The organism is Streptococcus oralis, from assembly GCF_023109195.1.
Taxonomy (GTDB): domain Bacteria; phylum Bacillota; class Bacilli; order Lactobacillales; family Streptococcaceae; genus Streptococcus; species Streptococcus oralis_BV.
In genome coordinates, this window is sequence record NZ_JALDUB010000005.1 from 41,022 (window position 1) to 57,672 (window position 16,651).

Annotated in this window: 17 protein-coding genes; all 17 read left to right on the forward strand. The window is 43.5% G+C overall.

Annotated elements, in window-relative coordinates; translation table 11 throughout:
* The first annotated feature begins 75 nt into the window (after window positions 1–75).
* From M1F65_RS09140 to M1F65_RS09220, 17 genes are read left to right on the forward strand one after another with little or no spacing between them, the layout of a single operon-like run.
* Window positions 76–645, forward strand: a complete 570-nt coding sequence (locus M1F65_RS09140) for a hypothetical protein (RefSeq protein ID WP_247925855.1) — start codon at window positions 76–78, stop codon at window positions 643–645.
* A gap of 14 nt (window positions 646–659) precedes the next feature.
* Complete coding sequence (locus M1F65_RS09145; RefSeq protein ID WP_247925856.1) at window positions 660–1,532, forward strand: hypothetical protein; 873 nt, start codon at window positions 660–662, stop codon at window positions 1,530–1,532.
* Window positions 1,533–1,546: 14 nt separating this feature from the next.
* Window positions 1,547–1,795, forward strand: coding sequence for a Rho termination factor N-terminal domain-containing protein (locus M1F65_RS09150; RefSeq protein ID WP_206284485.1), 249 nt, complete (start codon window positions 1,547–1,549; stop codon window positions 1,793–1,795).
* Window positions 1,782–1,982, forward strand: a complete 201-nt coding sequence (locus tag M1F65_RS09155; RefSeq protein WP_206284486.1) for a hypothetical protein — start codon at window positions 1,782–1,784, stop codon at window positions 1,980–1,982. Before M1F65_RS09150 ends, M1F65_RS09155 begins: the two co-directional genes overlap by 14 nt.
* 12 nt (window positions 1,983–1,994) lie before the next feature.
* Window positions 1,995–2,396: a head-tail connector protein gene (locus tag M1F65_RS09160; RefSeq protein ID WP_247925857.1), complete on the forward strand. Its 402-nt coding sequence runs from the start codon at window positions 1,995–1,997 to the stop codon at window positions 2,394–2,396.
* Window positions 2,386–2,718, forward strand: coding sequence for a putative minor capsid protein (locus M1F65_RS09165; RefSeq protein WP_247925858.1), 333 nt, complete (start codon window positions 2,386–2,388; stop codon window positions 2,716–2,718). The genes M1F65_RS09160 and M1F65_RS09165 overlap by 11 nt, the downstream gene beginning before the upstream one ends.
* Window positions 2,718–3,110 (forward strand): minor capsid protein, encoded by a 393-nt coding sequence (locus tag M1F65_RS09170; protein WP_247925859.1) that lies wholly within the window; start codon window positions 2,718–2,720, stop codon window positions 3,108–3,110. The genes M1F65_RS09165 and M1F65_RS09170 overlap by 1 nt, the downstream gene beginning before the upstream one ends.
* The gene (locus M1F65_RS09175) at window positions 3,107–3,511 is read left to right on the forward strand and encodes a minor capsid protein (RefSeq protein WP_247925860.1); all 405 of its coding nucleotides are present in this window, start codon (window positions 3,107–3,109) and stop codon (window positions 3,509–3,511) included. Before M1F65_RS09170 ends, M1F65_RS09175 begins: the two co-directional genes overlap by 4 nt.
* Complete coding sequence (locus M1F65_RS09180; protein ID WP_247925861.1) at window positions 3,511–3,972, forward strand: phage tail tube protein; 462 nt, start codon at window positions 3,511–3,513, stop codon at window positions 3,970–3,972. Before M1F65_RS09175 ends, M1F65_RS09180 begins: the two co-directional genes overlap by 1 nt.
* Before the next feature lie 52 nt (window positions 3,973–4,024).
* Entirely contained in the window at window positions 4,025–4,381 is a 357-nt protein-coding gene (locus M1F65_RS09185; RefSeq protein WP_049490343.1) for a 4a-hydroxytetrahydrobiopterin dehydratase family protein, read from the forward strand.
* Between the two features lie 4 nt (window positions 4,382–4,385).
* Entirely contained in the window at window positions 4,386–5,012 is a 627-nt protein-coding gene (locus tag M1F65_RS09190; RefSeq protein WP_247925862.1) for a Gp15 family bacteriophage protein, read from the forward strand.
* A gap of 13 nt (window positions 5,013–5,025) precedes the next feature.
* Window positions 5,026–8,670: a phage tail family protein gene (locus M1F65_RS09195; RefSeq protein ID WP_247925863.1), complete on the forward strand. Its 3,645-nt coding sequence runs from the start codon at window positions 5,026–5,028 to the stop codon at window positions 8,668–8,670.
* Window positions 8,670–10,166 (forward strand): distal tail protein Dit, encoded by a 1,497-nt coding sequence (locus M1F65_RS09200; protein WP_247925864.1) that lies wholly within the window; start codon window positions 8,670–8,672, stop codon window positions 10,164–10,166. Before M1F65_RS09195 ends, M1F65_RS09200 begins: the two co-directional genes overlap by 1 nt.
* Window positions 10,167–10,168: 2 nt before the next feature.
* On the forward strand, window positions 10,169–13,669 hold the full coding sequence (locus M1F65_RS09205; RefSeq protein WP_247925865.1) for a phage tail spike protein: 3,501 nt from the start codon (window positions 10,169–10,171) through the stop codon (window positions 13,667–13,669).
* A gap of 11 nt (window positions 13,670–13,680) precedes the next feature.
* Window positions 13,681–15,726 (forward strand): DUF859 family phage minor structural protein, encoded by a 2,046-nt coding sequence (locus M1F65_RS09210; protein WP_247925866.1) that lies wholly within the window; start codon window positions 13,681–13,683, stop codon window positions 15,724–15,726.
* Between the two features lie 10 nt (window positions 15,727–15,736).
* Window positions 15,737–16,342, forward strand: a complete 606-nt coding sequence (locus M1F65_RS09215) for a DUF1366 domain-containing protein (protein WP_247925867.1) — start codon at window positions 15,737–15,739, stop codon at window positions 16,340–16,342.
* 9 nt (window positions 16,343–16,351) lie between these two features.
* Window positions 16,352–16,651: a hypothetical protein gene (locus tag M1F65_RS09220; RefSeq protein ID WP_001810279.1), complete on the forward strand. Its 300-nt coding sequence runs from the start codon at window positions 16,352–16,354 to the stop codon at window positions 16,649–16,651.

Consider the following 16,651-nt stretch of genomic DNA (forward strand, 5'->3'; position numbering starts at 1 on the left):
TGCGGTTTTTTGCTTGACTTTATCCGCAGTCGGTAAAGAACGGAAGATAATACCTAATTTTAGGAGGACAGAAGAATGGCAGAAGACATTCAAACACAAGCTGACCAGTCAGCCAATACTGGAGAAACCACTGAGTCACAAACTCAAGAGCAACCTGTCAAGACTTTCACTCAAGATGAAGTGACTGGCCTTGTCGCTAAGGAGTCAAGAAAGGCACAAGAGAAAATCTTCAAAAGCCTAGGATTTGAGGATGTCAAAAGCGCTAAAGAAGGACTTCAACAACTCAAAGAGTGGAAAGATTCACAAAAGAGCGAGGCTGAGAAACAGTCAGAAGCGCTTGTTGCTAAAGAGAAAGAGCTAGAACTTGCTTTGTCAGACAAGAAGAATCTGGAAGCGAAACTATCAGCTCTGACTTTGGGAGTAAATGCTGAGTCTGTTGACGATGTCATCACTCTATCTGCTCGCTTAGTGACCGATGAGGTGTCTATCGAAGACGCTATTGGCCAAGTATTGCAGAAATATCCTCAGTTCGGTCGCACAGAGCAATCTGAGGAGAAGAAGCCGACATTTTCGGCCGGAGGAAATCCAACGGCTGGAACGAATCAAGAAGATGCCTTTTTAAAGGCTCTAGGATTAAACAACTAACAGGAGAATGATCAATGACAATTAACTACATCACTAAACACGAGGGCACCTTTGAAAAGAAATTGATGCAAGGCGCACTTACAAGTATTTTGGAAACTCCACAAGTAAACTGGTTGGGCGCTAAGTCTTTCGAGTTGCCAACAATCTCTGTAACAGGATATAAGGCACATACTCGCTCTAAAGGCTACAACGCTGGTACAGTATCAAATGACAAGAAGGTTTACACACTCGGATTTGACCGTGACGTCGAGTTCTTTGTAGATGCTGCAGACGTTGACGAAACGAACCAAGAGCTTTCAGCTGCTAATGTATCTAACACATTCATCACTGAACACGCAACTCCAGAAGTCGATGCTTATCGCTTCTCTAAAATTGCTACAGAAGCTATCACAAACAGTCACTTCAAGTCTGAAGATGACCTGTCAGAAGTGAACATCTACACAAAATTGAAAGCTGCCCTTTTGCCAGTTCGTAAATATGGCGCTCAAAACATCGTTATGTATGTTTCTAGCGAGGTTATGGATTTCTTGGAACGTTCTAAAGAGTTCACACGCTCAATCGCTACTACGTCACCTCAAGGGATTGATACTCGTGTCACTTCGCTTGACGGAGTTCAGCTTATCGAAGTTTGGGACGATGCACGCTTCAAGACTAAGTTTGACTTCACTGAAGGCTTTGTTAAGCCTTCAGATGGTAAAAACATTAACTTCTTGATCGTTGCTAAGCCAGCAGTAATTGCCAAGGCTAAATTCAACTCAATCTATCTGTTCGCTCCTGGTCAACACACTGAAGGTGACGGATACTTGTATCAAAACCGTTTGTATCATGACCTTTTCGTCTTGCAATCAAAACAAGATGGGGTCTATGTTTCTCACAAATCTGCTTAATGAGGAGGTAGGAAATGCGTAAGTACGAAAAAGGGAATCAAGTCTACACCGTGCAAGAAGGCAGCTTGCTTGAAGCTCAGCTATTAGCTGATGGATTTGAAGAAGTGATTGAAGATGGCCAAATCTCAGAGATTTTGGCTACTCATTCGCTTACGGAAATGACTTTAGCAGAGCTGAAAGCTCTTGCGAAAGAGCGAGGGTTTGAGGGCTATTCAAACAAGACCAAAGACGAGCTTTTGGAGGTGCTAAATGGCCAAGTTTAAAGCAAAATTGAACGTATATCTTGCTAAGTCTGACCGTCATTTTGACAAAGGTCAAGAGTACGATCTAGAGCAAGACGAAGCTAATCGAATTAATAGCCTGTTTAATGGGGTTGTTGGTGAAGATTGCCTTGAACTCATTGAAGAGCCTAAGCAAGATCTATTTGAGGTGGGGGCATCCACCTTTTAAGGAGGTGATTAGATGACTTACTTAACGAAAGAGGAGTTCGATAAGCTCGGATTTGAGGTTGAGGGCGACTTTGACAAGCTTTTGAAGCGAGCAGAACTCGCTATCGATGCTTATACCAGGGATTTCTATTCTCTAAATAGCTTTGATAGTGACAATACAGCTCGCAAGAAGGCAGTTAAACGAGCTACAGCCTTTCAGATTGCTTATTTGGACACTTCTGGGGTCCTGACGGCAGAGGACAAGCAATCTATTGCCAGCATGTCAGTCGGGCGGACATCTATAAGCTATCGCTCAGGCTCTCAGAATGGCTCAAATTCGCTTTCTTTAGCAGAGAGGCATAATCTATCGAGAGACGCTGAAAACTGGCTGAGGATGGCAGGATTTGGCTCAGCGAGGGTTGATTATGATAGATAAACGAATGCTAACTGATTCAGTGACTATCAAAAAGCCTGTTGGTGAGGATGATTGGGGGAAAGAGGCTTACTCTGAACCCCTTTTATTATCTCCTTGCAAGTTCGATAGATCCTTTTCTCATTCTGGCTCAGGCAATCATCGTAGCGAGTCCAATTCTTCGACTGTGATTGTCTATCACAGATATTGCCCTGTGGCGCTCGACAAGAGTTTCATAGGTGGTATCGTTGAAGAGAACGGCGTCAGCTACGTTGTGAAAAACATCATACCACAATATCATCCTTTGACCAAAAAGCTTTTAGCTTATGAAATCGAGGTGATTTGATGGGCGGTGTTAATGTTAAGATTGACCTATCAGGAATTGAGAAAAAAGTATCTCCAGAGAATTTCGCAAAAGGGAAGTTAGCTATCGCTAACCAGATGCTGATGGACATGGAGCGATTCGTCCCAAAACGAAGAGGGGACCTACGGTCTAGTGGACATGTTCGGCAAGATTCGATTGTCTATGCGACGCCTTACGCTAGATTGCTCTATTATGGCAAGAAGCGAAAAGGATTCTTTTCTGAAAAACAAAGAAGGTTTTTCTTTGCTAACAAGGAGAAGTTGCTGAGTCAACGGCCAACGCCTGGAACTGGTCCAAGGTGGGATAAAAAGGCCTCAGCTCTATATGCTAAGAATTGGGCTGAAGTCGGAGCGAAAGCGATGGGAGTGAAATGATTCAAAAAAATGATTTTGCAGATGTCTTGCTTGAGCATATCAAAGGCATCCAAGACAAAATTCCGTCTAAGCTCGGTTATTTAGCCGAAAAAGAGGGATTGGTCCTTTATCCGCTACCTGGCGGAGAAGTGGTAGACGAGGACATGGCTGGAACTCAAACAGTCAGATTGCCTTTTGAAATTGCTATCAAGTCACGAGATCAGGAATTAAACAATAATACACTGTGGCAGATTAACGCTGTCTTGTCAAAAATGGACCTAGAATTGCCAAGTAAGAATGGCTCTTACGAATTTTTAGGTCTGAAAGTCGACAAGCCTTACTTAAACGATTTAGACGAGCAAGGCTTTTACATTTACTTGCTGGACTTAACTGCCAGCCTTGAAATTGAAAGGAATGAATAATGGTTAAAAATAAAAACGTAAAACGTAAACACTACATCGGTCCTTACAAAGAAGCAACTCCAGATACTCCACCGACTGCAGCGGAGTATCTCTGGATCGCTAAAGGGATTAAGAAATCGTCGCCAGAAAACAACGAGAAGACAGACGACTTTACCGACTTTTCTGGCGACGGAACACCTGAAGAGCAAGTGATCGCAAAAACACGAGGTCGTTCTTTTGAGGGTGCTCGTGATACAGACGACAAGGCGCAGAACTTTATTGCGGAGAAACAGGATGCGGTCGGCGATGAGCTTTTGGTTTGGTACAAGGAAGTTGACTCGACCAGTAAGACCCAGTATGAAGGTCCAGCTCGTCTTTCTGGTATCGAAATCGGAGACGGTGAAGCGTCAGAGAATGAAAGTATTAAGTTTAAGGTCGTATGGACCCGTAAACCTAAGAAATCAACAGTAGTACCAGGATAATCTGAGGCGTGATATTTCACGCCTTTTTATTTTTGAAAAGAGGAGAAAAACAATGGTCGTAATTAAGAAATTAAGCAATATCATTCCTATTGATTTCGGAGAATTTCAGCTGGAATACATTGCAAATGACAAGGGCGTGAAGGAACTTGATAAGTTCCGTGAGGGCTTAGCAAAGAACTGGAAGAAAATTGAAAAACTTTCCGACGAGAAAATCGCAGAAAAAGCTAAAGAGCTTATCGAAGATGGTTGGACTCAATTATTCGGAGCGGATGCATTTGAAAAAGTCTATAAATTCGCAGACGAAGATACAACTATCGCATTTAACTATCTGATGCAGACCATTCTTGGGATTCAGAAAGAATATCGAGAGCGCAACTCAGAAGACGCATTCAAGAAATATCTAGCGTGATGCCATGTTAGATATTTCTAGAAAGCTAGTTGATGAGCTTGTTTTAGAAATTGAAGGCAAAGAACAGACTTTCCCTCTGCTCTTATCGTTCGATAGAGTCTTGAAAGTTTTTGAATTATGGAAAGACGATGATATTCCTAAATTCATGCGCCCGTTTTTAGCGTTGCGGATCCTTACGGGTGTTTCTTTTGATTTTTTAAGCTTTGAGGAGGCTTTGGAAGTTGTTCAGGCAATTTTTGAAGAGCACATCCAGACAGGCGAGAAAGAAGACGATGTTGAGTATGACTTGGCAGGCAATGTCATAAAGTCCTCGACAACGTCAGAAACACCACAAAAAAGACTCTACAACGTGAAGCATGACGGAGCTTATATCTTTGCTTCTTTCATGCAAGCTTACAGAATCGACTTAATCGAAGAAATCGGTAAGTTGCACTGGAAGAAATTCAATGCTCTAATTGTTGGCTTGCCTGAGGGAACCAAATTTGTAGAAGTCGTGAAAATTCGCTCTTATGAACCGCAAAAAGGCGACAGTCAGGAATACATCGATAAGATGCGAGAGTTGCAAAAAGAGTATCGTCTTCCAGACGATGACTACGACGAAGAAGATGAAGAGTATGACTATTACGAGTAGAAAGGAGGCATAAATGGCAGATGGTAAAGTGGTCATCCAAGTTGATATGGATGGCAATAAGGCTCAATCAGGAGTGGCACGTTTAAAAGGCATGGTTGGTGGACTGACAGAAAGCGGGATGCAACTAGGTTCGGTCTTTAAGTCAGTTTTAGGAGCTAACATTGTCAGCGGTGCGCTGATTTCTGGGATTCAATCCCTTGGCAGTGCTATCAAGGGTGTATTTGCTACAGCTCTTGACGAAGGGGCCAAGCTCCAACAATCGTTTGGTGGTGTTGATACGCTCTATACGACTGCCGCTGAGTCTGTGAAGCAATATGCGAACGCTGCAGCTTCAGCTGGTATCTCTGCTAATACATACGCAGAGCAAGCTGTTTCTTTCGGTGCCAGCTTGAAGCAAGCGCTCGGTGGTGATGCTGTGAAGGCCGCACAAATGGCAGACAAGGCTATCATGGCCATGGCTGACAACTCAGCTAAAATGGGTACGGACATCGGTTCAATCCAGCAAACGTTCCAAGGCTTCGCTAAACAGAACTATACTATGCTAGATAACTTGAAACTTGGATATGGTGGTACAAAGCAAGAGATGGAGCGACTTCTTAAAGACGCCAGCAAATTAGAAAAAGCAATGGGCAAGAAGTTTGATATCAACAACTTTGCAGATATCGTAGAAGCCATCGACCTAGTTCAACAAGAGTTGGGAGTCGCAGGAGTCGCAGCACAAGAAGCGCAGACTACATTCAGCGGTTCGTTTGCAGCAATGAAGGCTTCGGCATCCAACTTCTTGGCAAATTTGACGCTTGGAGAAGATATTGGACCGTCTTTAAAGGCACTTATCTCTAGCACCTCAACGTTCCTTTTAGGCAATTTCTTGCCTATGGTTGGAAATATTATGAGACAACTTCCTCAAGCTGTTGAGACGGCTCTGGCAGAAGCTGGGCCAAGGATTGAACAAGGATTCAAATCGTTGTTTGCTTCGCTCGGAGTTGACGAGGGTATTTTTGATGTAATCAAGGACACTTTTCGAGATGTTGTTGTGACAATTCAGTCGCTCTTTGAAGAGCTGACAAGTGAATCTAATGGGTTTGGCAATGTTATCCAAGGTGTTGGAAACGTCATTCAAACAGTTAACGTCATCATCCAGAATATGGCAATGGCCTTTCAGTTTGCACTAGAAGCCTTCTCCGAAACAGGAGCAATCAAGAACGCCTATCAAGCCTTCAAAGACTTGACGGATGCAGCTTTAGATCTTGCTATTAAGTTAGGCGATGCTATTCCTTGGGATATCGTAGGCGCAGCCGCTGGCCACGTCGTGAACGCTATTTCTTTAGTCGTGAGTTGGATTTCAAAATTAACTCAATCAATTAGTGCAGATGTCTGGAGAGGATTGATTGCAGGGATTGGAGGAGCACTAGTTGCTTTTAAAGCATTTAATTTCTTGAAGAGCTTTAATCCGTTTGGCTTATTCGCTAAAGGTGCTAAAGAAGGGGCAGACGAAGTTGTGAAGGGTGCAACGAGCTCGAAAAGTGCAATCGCTCAAATCTTCAAATCAATCTCAACTCTAATCAAAACAACAGGAACAGCAATCAAAACGGCTGCGACAGGAATTGGTGAAGGTATCAAAATTGCTCTTTCTGGTTTAGCGCCAGTCATACGAGCATTTGGATTGGCTTTGAGAACAGCCGGAGTTGGAAATATTCTTGCTCTTGGCGGGGCGATTGGTATTGCAGCAGTTGGAATCGGTGCCGGAGTGGCTATTATTGCGGCAGGTTTAAGTCTCATTGCTAGTCAAGGTGAAGGAGTGGCTACAATCATTAACGCAGTTGGTCAGGCATTTGCTACTGTTGCTACTGCAATCATCAGCACATTTGCCCAGGCTATTGTTACAGTTTCAGGAGTTCTTCCAAATGTAACAAGCGCCTTAGCTCAACTCTCTCCTCTTGTCGTTGCATTTGGTGAAGCTATGGGAGCGGCAGCTCCGTTTATCACAGCTCTTGGTGAAGCCATTTCAGGAATTGCAACAGCAGTGACTCCAATCGTCGAGATTATAAGTGATGCGTTCGTTTCAGTAGTTCAAATTATTGCTGACGCTATCGTTCAAATTGTCGAAGCGATAGCTCCATTTGCTCCAGCTATAACCGAAATGGTAGTTGCGATTGCTCCGTCAATTGCAGATATTGTTTCTTCATTTAGTAGCATGTTCTCTCAGATTAGCCCTATCATTGATAGCTTGTCTAACCTCTTGAAAACGTTTGGAGAACAAGTGAGCTCTATCTTGAAGAGTGCTGGTAGTGTAGTTGAGTCCTTTGGCTCTGCCATTCGTAATGTGCTTGACGGTGTAGCTGGAATCTTTGATAGTATCGGTAACGCCGCCTTAAACGCAGGCCTTGGAGTCAAATACATGGCTGAAGGGATTTCGAAACTTACTGAGCTAGGATTGCTAGACTTGGCTGGAACATTAGCGACAGTAGCAACAGGCTTGACAGCTATTGCCAATTCTGGCATTGCTTCAGCAGGTCCTGGGTTGCAACAAGCAGGGACTGGGTTGAGTTTGATAGCTATATCAGCTCAACTTGCAAGTGTAGCCTTGCAATCATTACCTACGGCCTTATCATCACTAAGCACTAACCTTAGCATATTGCCAGAAACACTGACAAGCGCTGGAACTTCGATGAGCACGTTTGCTACATCGGTCATGGCTTCATTTGCAAGCTTGTCTGGTTCTGTATCTGGTGTAATGGCGCTTCAGACAGGTTTGGTGGCTCTAGCTAATGCTATGATGGTGGCTCAAAGTGGGGCTTCAGCGATGTCTTCTACTCTAACGATGATTAACGCTTCAGCTTCATCAGCTACATCGGCCATTTCTCAGCTTGCTTCAGGTATGGCTTCAGCAATGACTCAGGCCGTGTCATCAGTTCAGTCAAACATGGCATTGATTGTGACTGTAATTTTGCAGTCGTCAATTCAGATGACGCAAGCAGGCCAACAGGCAGGCCGTGGGGTTTCTGAAGGGATAACAAATGGTATCCGTTCAGGAGTCGGCTCGGCGACATCAGCAATGTCATCCATGGTCAACTCTATCCAGTCTACAGGAATGAGAGGCGTCTCTACTATGCGCTATGTAGGTGACATGATTGGTCAAGGTTTAGCACAAGGTATGTACTCAGCGCTTGGAGCTGTCACGGCTGCTGCTAATGCTCTTGTCGCTCAAGCTGAGAGAGCCGCACAGGCCAAGGCTAAGATTAACAGTCCATCACGCCGTTTTAGAGACAACGTCGGACGTTTCATTTCTCAAGGGGTGGCAGTCGGTATCCTGGCAGATGCTCACAAGGTAGATGATGCCATGGGCGATGTATTCGACCAAATCAAAGCCTTTAACTTTGCCCCCGAAGACATTCTTGGAGTAGGTCAAGCGAGCCTTACGAAGACACTTCAGGTCAAATCTGATCTTGACCGTCAGCTTAAAACGAGCGTTAAGGTCGTACAAGAAAAATCTAATCATCTTGTAGAACAAGCTCTGGAGGTAGCTGAAAGGGCAGTGAAACGTCCAGTCAGTCTGATGATGGAAAGCGGAGCGCTTGTTGGCCAAATCGGGCAAAAGATGACCGATTACCAAAACGACAAGCTCATGATCGATAACATGATGAGAGGGATTATTTAATGGACACAGTTATCTATAACAATCATGACCTCTCTGAGGTTATAAAAATCAACGAAGTAATTCGTCCGGTAGGAAACGAAAGGGACGTCACAACAAATGACGCCCCTTTTTTGGGCGTAAACGTCCAAGAAGTAAGAACCGGACCTAAAAAAATCAAAGTTAAGTTTACCGTTCAGAAAAAAACGGCTAGGGATACCGAATTGGCCAAGCACACCTTAGCTACAATCCTGAACACCGACAAGCCAGTTCGTATTGATATTTCAGACGAGCCTGACAAGTACTATATGGGACTTGTCATTGGTTCTGTGGATGTCGATAACGTAGCCAGATGGCTTCAAAAGGGCGAGTTTGAGATTCTTGTTCCTGACGGTGTTGCACATGGCACGACTTATAGGCGCTTTGATAACGGACAAGAGCAACCTGACAAGGTTGTTTTTAATTTGGTCAATAATGGCAACGTACCAGCTTTTCCTGTCGTTACGGTTAAGAATAACACCGAGAACGGCTATATTGGTCTAGTTAATGCTAGTGGAGCTCTTGAGGTTGGTGATCGTGAAGAGGCTGATATAGGCATAGTTAAGCGGTCAGAGGTATTGATTGATTTTAGAGAAGATAGAATTTCAAACGGTTTTGCAAGAGCTACTAAAAATAAGGCTGTGACTAACGATAATGGCGAGAATGTGGTAGGGGCTTCTGAGCTAACTACATTGTGGAATAAGAAACACATTAGACTCAAAGATCAAACCACACCTGGCAAATATGGGAACTATGCTACATCTCTATCATGGGACGTCCCAATAGACAGCGCTGGCGCTGTTGGCTCGCTTGATGACTACATCACAGGTAAACAGATATTCGTATCTAATGCAGCTAATCAATATGGATTTATCAAGATTACAGTATCAGACACAAATGGTCAGTTTTTGTATGGTTTTGAAACATTCAAGCGAACACAAGGACAGGATTGTGAGTTTAATGTGTTTGGTTCTGATGGAAAGGGGAGCTATTACTTTCTTAAGTGCTGGAATTTCATAGGCACCTCTGGCAGTGATTTAAACCCCTTTTCATCAACCAAAGGTCAGTTTGAACTCAAGCGCAATGATGACAGGATCCAGGTTTACTACAAAGGCTCTCATTACAGCTTTATCATTCCTGAAATTAAAGGCCGAAAGTCAGCTAAAATCCACGTCATGCTTGGAGCGTATCATGACAAGCCTATCCTGGCTCACATGTATCTTGATGAACTCTTATACCGTAAGGATTTTGTCCCAACAATAGGAGATGTGCCTAACCGTTATCCAATCGGTTCAAATGTCGTGCTAAACAGCGAGAATGACACTGTCACTGTGGACGGTCTTGAGAAGATTGTGGATGTAGTGGATGGCTCAAGTTTCTTGACTATTCCACCTGGAAACAGTCAGCTTGAAGTCTATTGCTCAAGTTGGGTCAAGACCAAACCCACTGTCAAAGTAGAATTTAAAGAAAGGTATCTATAACAATGTTATTGACAATACATGACTCAAATTTGAGAAAAGTGGCTTTTATCGACAATAACAAACAGGATACATTGAACTATTTCAATGACACCTGGACAAGATACCTGGAAACTGGTTCTAGTACCTTTGATTTTACAGTCTTTAAAAAGGCAATTATCTCAGATGTAGGCAAAAAGAGGGCCTATAACTCTCTCAATGAGAAAGCCTTTGTTTCATTCAGATACAAGGGCAGAACTTACCTGCATACAATCCGAAAAATTGAGGAAAATGAGAAAGTTATTAAGTGTTATAGTATCAACCTAAACCTTGAGCTGATCAATGAGTACTCTATCCCTTACAAGTCCCCTAAAGCCATGAGTTTTAAGGAATTTTGTGAGGAGATGGACTTGCTCAACTATACTTTCTTAAAAATCGGTATCAATGAGGTTGCTAATAAGAAAATCTCTGCTGAGTGGGAGGGTTCAGACACCAAGCTCAACAGGCTACTTAGTCTAGCTAAGAAGTTTGGCGCAGAAATTGAGTTTGACACACGTCTCAACGCTGACAGTTCTATCAAGTCATTTACAGTCAATGTCTATCATGAGCACGACGATAGCCACCAAGGGGTAGGTCAAATTAGCCCAAAAATCTTGAAGTATGGGAAAAACCTCAAGACTATCACTAGGACGATTGACAAAACTGGGATTTATAACACGGTTGTCCCAACAGGTAAGGATGACAAAGGTAACGTAGTTGACATTAGAGGGCTTGGGCCTTGGTCAGTCAACAACGCAAAGGGAGAACGTGAGTTCTACCAGTCAGGGGCTGCTTTATATGCCCCTCTCTCTATGCAGATGTATCCGTCTACTTTTACTCACTCAACAGGTGACCGTGACCAGTGGACTCGTAAGGATATGACGGTAGAGAGTTCAAATCCTGAGGTCATCCGCTCAACAGCCTACCGTGAACTCAAAAAGAACTGTTACCCAGCAGTCACTTATGAGGCTGAGGGCTTTGCGGATCTTGAAATAGGAGACACAGTAAAAGTATATGATGACGGCTTTAGCCCTACTCTCTTGCTTGAGATGAGGGTATCTGAGCAAGTCATCAGCTTTACCAATCCGAAGAATAACAAGACCACTTTCTCAAATGCTAAAGCGCTTGAAAATCGTCTATCTCAAGGTATTCAGCAACAGCTAGACAGGATGATAGAGGACGCCAAGCCCTACACTATCAAGCTAGCCACTGACAATGGCATAGCCTTTAAAAACGGCCAAGGTCAGACGATTGTGACCCCTACTCTTATGAAAGGGAACAAGGTCATCAACAGTGGATGGAGATGGGTGGTGGATGGTGTAATCAAGGCCACAAGTCCTAGTTATATTGTCAAGGCTGCCGACATCAACCAAAAGATGGTTTTGACAGTCTCAGCGTGGATTGATAACAAAGAGGTAGCGTCTGAACAGATTACTTTTTTAAATGCCTTTGATGGTATCAAAGGAGATAAAGGGGACCCAGGTAGAGACGGCGTTGCTGGTAAGGATGGTGTTGGATTGCGTTCTACTGTCATTACTTACGCATCATCTACCTCAGGAGCTAACGCTCCAAGTACTGGATGGACAAGCTCTGTTCCAGTTATCCCAGCTGGACAATATCTTTGGACCAAGACAACCTGGAACTACACAGACAACACCTCTGAAACTGGCTACTCAGTGGCTAGGATTGGTAGAGACGGAAATACTGGTAGAGATGGTGTCGCTGGTAAGGATGGCGTTGGTATCCGTGCAACAACCGTAGTTTATGCTAGCTCCACATCAGGAACTGTTCCACCAACTAGCGGATGGTTATCTCAAATCCCTAGCGTTCCAACTGGCCAATATCTTTGGACTAAAACGACATGGAGCTATACAGATAAAACATCAGAGACAGGTTTTTCTGTTGCAAAAATGGGGGATACTGGTCAAAAAGGTGCTAAAGGAGACCCTGGACCACAGGGAGCAATAGGTCCTAAAGGTGATAGAGGAGAAAAAGGCGAGCGTGGAGAACGTGGTTTGCAAGGTCTCCAAGGCTTGCAGGGTCCAAAAGGTGACCAAGGCCTCCCTGGACCTAAAGGCGCCGACGGCCGTACAAAGTACACTCACATTGCCTACGCCGATACTATCTCAGGTAGTGGATTTAGCCAGACAAATGCCGACAAGGCCTATATAGGGGTTTATGTTGATTTCAACTCAACTGACAGTGTCAATCCTGCTGACTATCGCTGGACGAGATGGCGTGGACGAGATGGCGCTGATGGGCTACCAGGTAAACCAGGAGCAGATGGAAGAACACCTTATGTTCACTTTGCTTATTCTGATAATGCGGATGGTTCTGGTTTAACAATGACAGATAACGGGCAGCGTTATTTTGGTCATTATTCAGATTATGAGAAACCTGATAGCGCAGATAAAACGAAGTACAAATGGGCTGATCGTTGGGCTAAAGTTGAGGTCGGTGGAAGAAATCTCTTTCTTAATTCACTATTCAAACGTAGTCTAAGAGAGCGATACTCAACTTACTTTTTAGATGATAGTCAGGAGCAAACACAAGGACAGCTCACCTTAAGCATAGATACTAATAGCAAATTCAGAGGAGCTAATACTTTGAAAATTGTATCTACTTATAACGGTAAGGCGACTAATCAAAAAGTTACGTTTAGAACCGGTGGGGATACACGTTTGGGCACCGCTGACGAGATGAAAAATAAATCTGTTCGTTTTAGTTTTTGGGCAAAATCTACTGTCAATAATACGAATTTTCAAGCTAGAGCAGGGTATAGAAGTACTATTCAAGGTGTCTCGCTGACTACGGATTGGAAATTTTATGACATTGAGTTGACGAAAAAAGAAAACTCCAATGCAAGTAATGAGCTGATTTTACATGTTTTTACTGTTGCTACTGTTTGGATTGCCTTTCCAAAAGTAGAGGTAGGAACAGTCTCTACAGACTTTTCAGAAGCTACTGAAGATATCCAGAGAGACATTGACTCTAAAGCAGACCAAGCACTAACTCAGGAGCAACTCAACGCCCTAAATGAGAAAGCTGGAATTATTCAGGCTGAGCTTGAGGCTAAGGCTAGCGCTGATACGCTTGATAACTGGATAAAGGCTTATAAGGACTTTGTCAACGCAAACGAGAGCGCAAGAGCACGAGCTGAAAAAGATTTGATTTCAGCTAGTCAGCGTGTTTCTAACATTGCCAAAGATTTGGGAGAACTATCTGATCGCTGGAATTTCATTGATACTTACATGAGCTCTAGTAATGAGGGTCTTGTTATTGGTAAGAATGATGGTAGCTCTAGCATGATGTTCAATCCTAACGGTCGAATTTCAATGTTTAGCGCTGGTGTAGAGGTTATGTATATTTCTCAAGGTGTTATCCACATTGAGAACGGGATTTTCTCTAAAACTATCCAGATTGGACGATTTAGAGAAGAGCAGTATCATATCAATCCTGATATGAACGTTATAAGGTATGTAGGATAGAAAGGAGTAAAATGGCTAAATTTAGTAGTTCAAGTGGGAGCTTGTATCTCAATGTCTATGTAGAGCAGGGCTCTCAGAGTATCACGGCGAACACCTCAACCGTCAACTGGCGGATGACAGTTAGCCGTACAGGCGCCTACTACACTCATAACCATCAAGGAGACAGTACATTGTCTCTTAATCTGGATGGCCGTAACGTGCATTACAGCTACCCGACGTGGGAGACATCAGGCGAGGAGTACACTCTTGCTAGTGGGTCAAGTACAATCAGCCACAATGCGGATGGGACTAAAACGCTCCCTATTTCTTGTACGTTCAATCCTAACAATGGCTTGCATGGGACTATCACAGTATCAGCTAGTCTCAGCCTGACAACTATACCACGCTCTAGCTCTGTAAGCGTGAGCGCTGGAGTTATTGGTAGTTCGGTTACTATCACCATTAACCGTCAAAGCTCCAGTTTCAAGCATACGGTGCGCTATTCCTGGGCTGGTAAGAGTGGAACGATTGCAACGAATGTAGACACATCCACAACGTGGACGATCCCTCTTGACTTTGCCAATGACATCCCAAACTCAGCGAGTGGCACAGGGACTGTCTTTGTCGATACCTACTCAGGCTCTACCAAGACAGGCACACAGTCAACCACATTCACGGCAAGCGTGCCAGCAAATGTGAAACCCACATTTACAGGAGTTTCCCTGTCGGACCTAAATGGTGCGGCTCAAAACCTCATCCCTAAGTCTGATACGTTCATCCAAGTAATCTCCAACATCAAAGTAGGATTTAATGGCGCAGTCGGCTCTTACGGCTCATCCATTACTGGATACTATGCCGAAATCGTCGGCAAAAACCAGTCTACAAGCTCAAACGGCGGGAGCTTAGGCATTATGAATTATCACGGCACAATCAAAATCAGAGCGAGCGTGTCTGATAGCCGTGGACGCTGGTCTGATACTAGAGAGGTATCCGTGACCGTGCTTGAATATTTTGCTCCAGCATTGAGCTTTAGCATAGCAAGAACAGGCTCAACCTCTAGCACATTGACAGTTACGCGAAACGCAAAAATCGCCCCTCTGACTGTATCAGGAAGTCAAAAAAACACTATGACCTTGACTTTTAAGGTCGCAAGGCTTGGGACTACTAATTTTCAAGTAGACACGGGACCAGCTGCTGGCTCCTGGACAAGTATCTCAAACCTAGTCAATTCTCAGGCTAACCTAGCTGGCAACTATCTAGCTAATCAGTCATGGGTTGTAATTGGTACACTAGAGGACAAGTTCACACGGTCTGATTTCATGGTCAACGTGGCCACAGAGAGCGTGGTCTTATCTTATGACAGGTCAGGTATTGGGGTCAACAAAATCAGGGAGCAAGGCGCTCTTGATGTCAAGGGCAACATCTACGCAGACAACAAGCCCATACAGCAATATCAATTAACCGATAATAACGGATGTGGAAAACTCATCAAACAGGATTTCAACAGCATGAAAGATACTGGTTTTTGGTGGATAGATGGGAATTCTCCCAACAATCCTTTTGGCGCTTGGGGGATGTTAGAAGTATTCAGACCTAACCCAAACTCAGTAGAGGCTATTCAGCGATTTACAACATCAATGGGATACATGGCAGTTAGGGAGAATGGCTTTGATAATAACTGGAGACCATGGCGCTACCTAGTGCAACAATCAAAATCTACTAATAACTCTGACTATGTGGCTTTACTAAAGTCAGAAAGCAATCCGACAGCTTGGCAAAATGCCAATTTACAAAATGGGTGGAGCCATCATAGAGATTATGGAAATATCCAATTTTCAAAAAGCTTTGACGGTATTGTTTATTTAAAAGGCACTTGCAAGGGCGGAAAGACTACCCGTGAGTCAATTATCTTTACTTTGCCTGAAAATTTCAGACCATCCACAACGCTATTCAAAACCGCTTTAAACAATGACTATGGCCCTGCCGTTGTCGGGATTTATCCAGGAGGTAACGTAGTCGTCAAGGGAAACGTTGACGCTACTTGGCTTAACTTTGACAATGTATCTTTCAAAATTTAAAGGAGGTTCTATGAAATTAGAATACGGGACAAAATCCCAAGAATTTGACGCAAGCGGGAAAGAATCCGCTACAAAGGTCACACTTGTTAATTCAGATGGTGCTATCGTACCTATCTTGCTACCAGCTGATAAAATCAATTTGTCAAATACTGAGCTTTTTGCGTTAGCCTTGGAAGTTCTCTATCAAGAAAATTTTCCAAATCGAGCTGAAAACGAAAAATTCAGCAAAGTAGCTCAAGAACTACAAAAGAACAAAGAGGCAACGGATAAAGCTGAGCAAGCAGTAACCGAAAACAAGGAAAATCTTGATACTGTTTCAGCTATTACAGAGGTCTTGATTGCCTTGGCAGTATCTCAAAATGGAGGTATGCCTACCCACGCTTATGGAAAGGTAGCAGCATTCATCAAGCCGCTTGCTAGGGACAAACGTTACAACAACGGAGACATCATCTCAGGTGCTTATCCATTTGATACCAATGCAAAATGGCCAAAGGGCACACAAACTATTTTCAAGTTCCAAATGCAAGCCACAGAGGGCTACACTTGGAAAGATCAGTCACTATCTGATATGCTTCAGCAAGGTGTGCTGACTGTTGTCATGCCTAGAATCGATTAAGGAGGTTGTATGCCGATTGAAGAAGCTGAAAAAATCGCTCAAAGTCAGGTAGCTTGGGCGATTTTGTTTATCTTACTTTTCTTTATCATCATTCGATATCTTATCAAGACTTCGGACAAGCGAGAGAAGAAGATTATGGATTTGCACGAGCAATCAAAGGCCGACTCTAACCGACGAGAAGAGCGTTTGATGACTCACCTAGAAAAGACTACTACAGAATTAACAACAATCACTCACGCGGTCGGAGACATTCAAAAAGAAATGGTCCGTATGAACGACCGCATGGAAGAAATCGAAAAAGGAGAATAA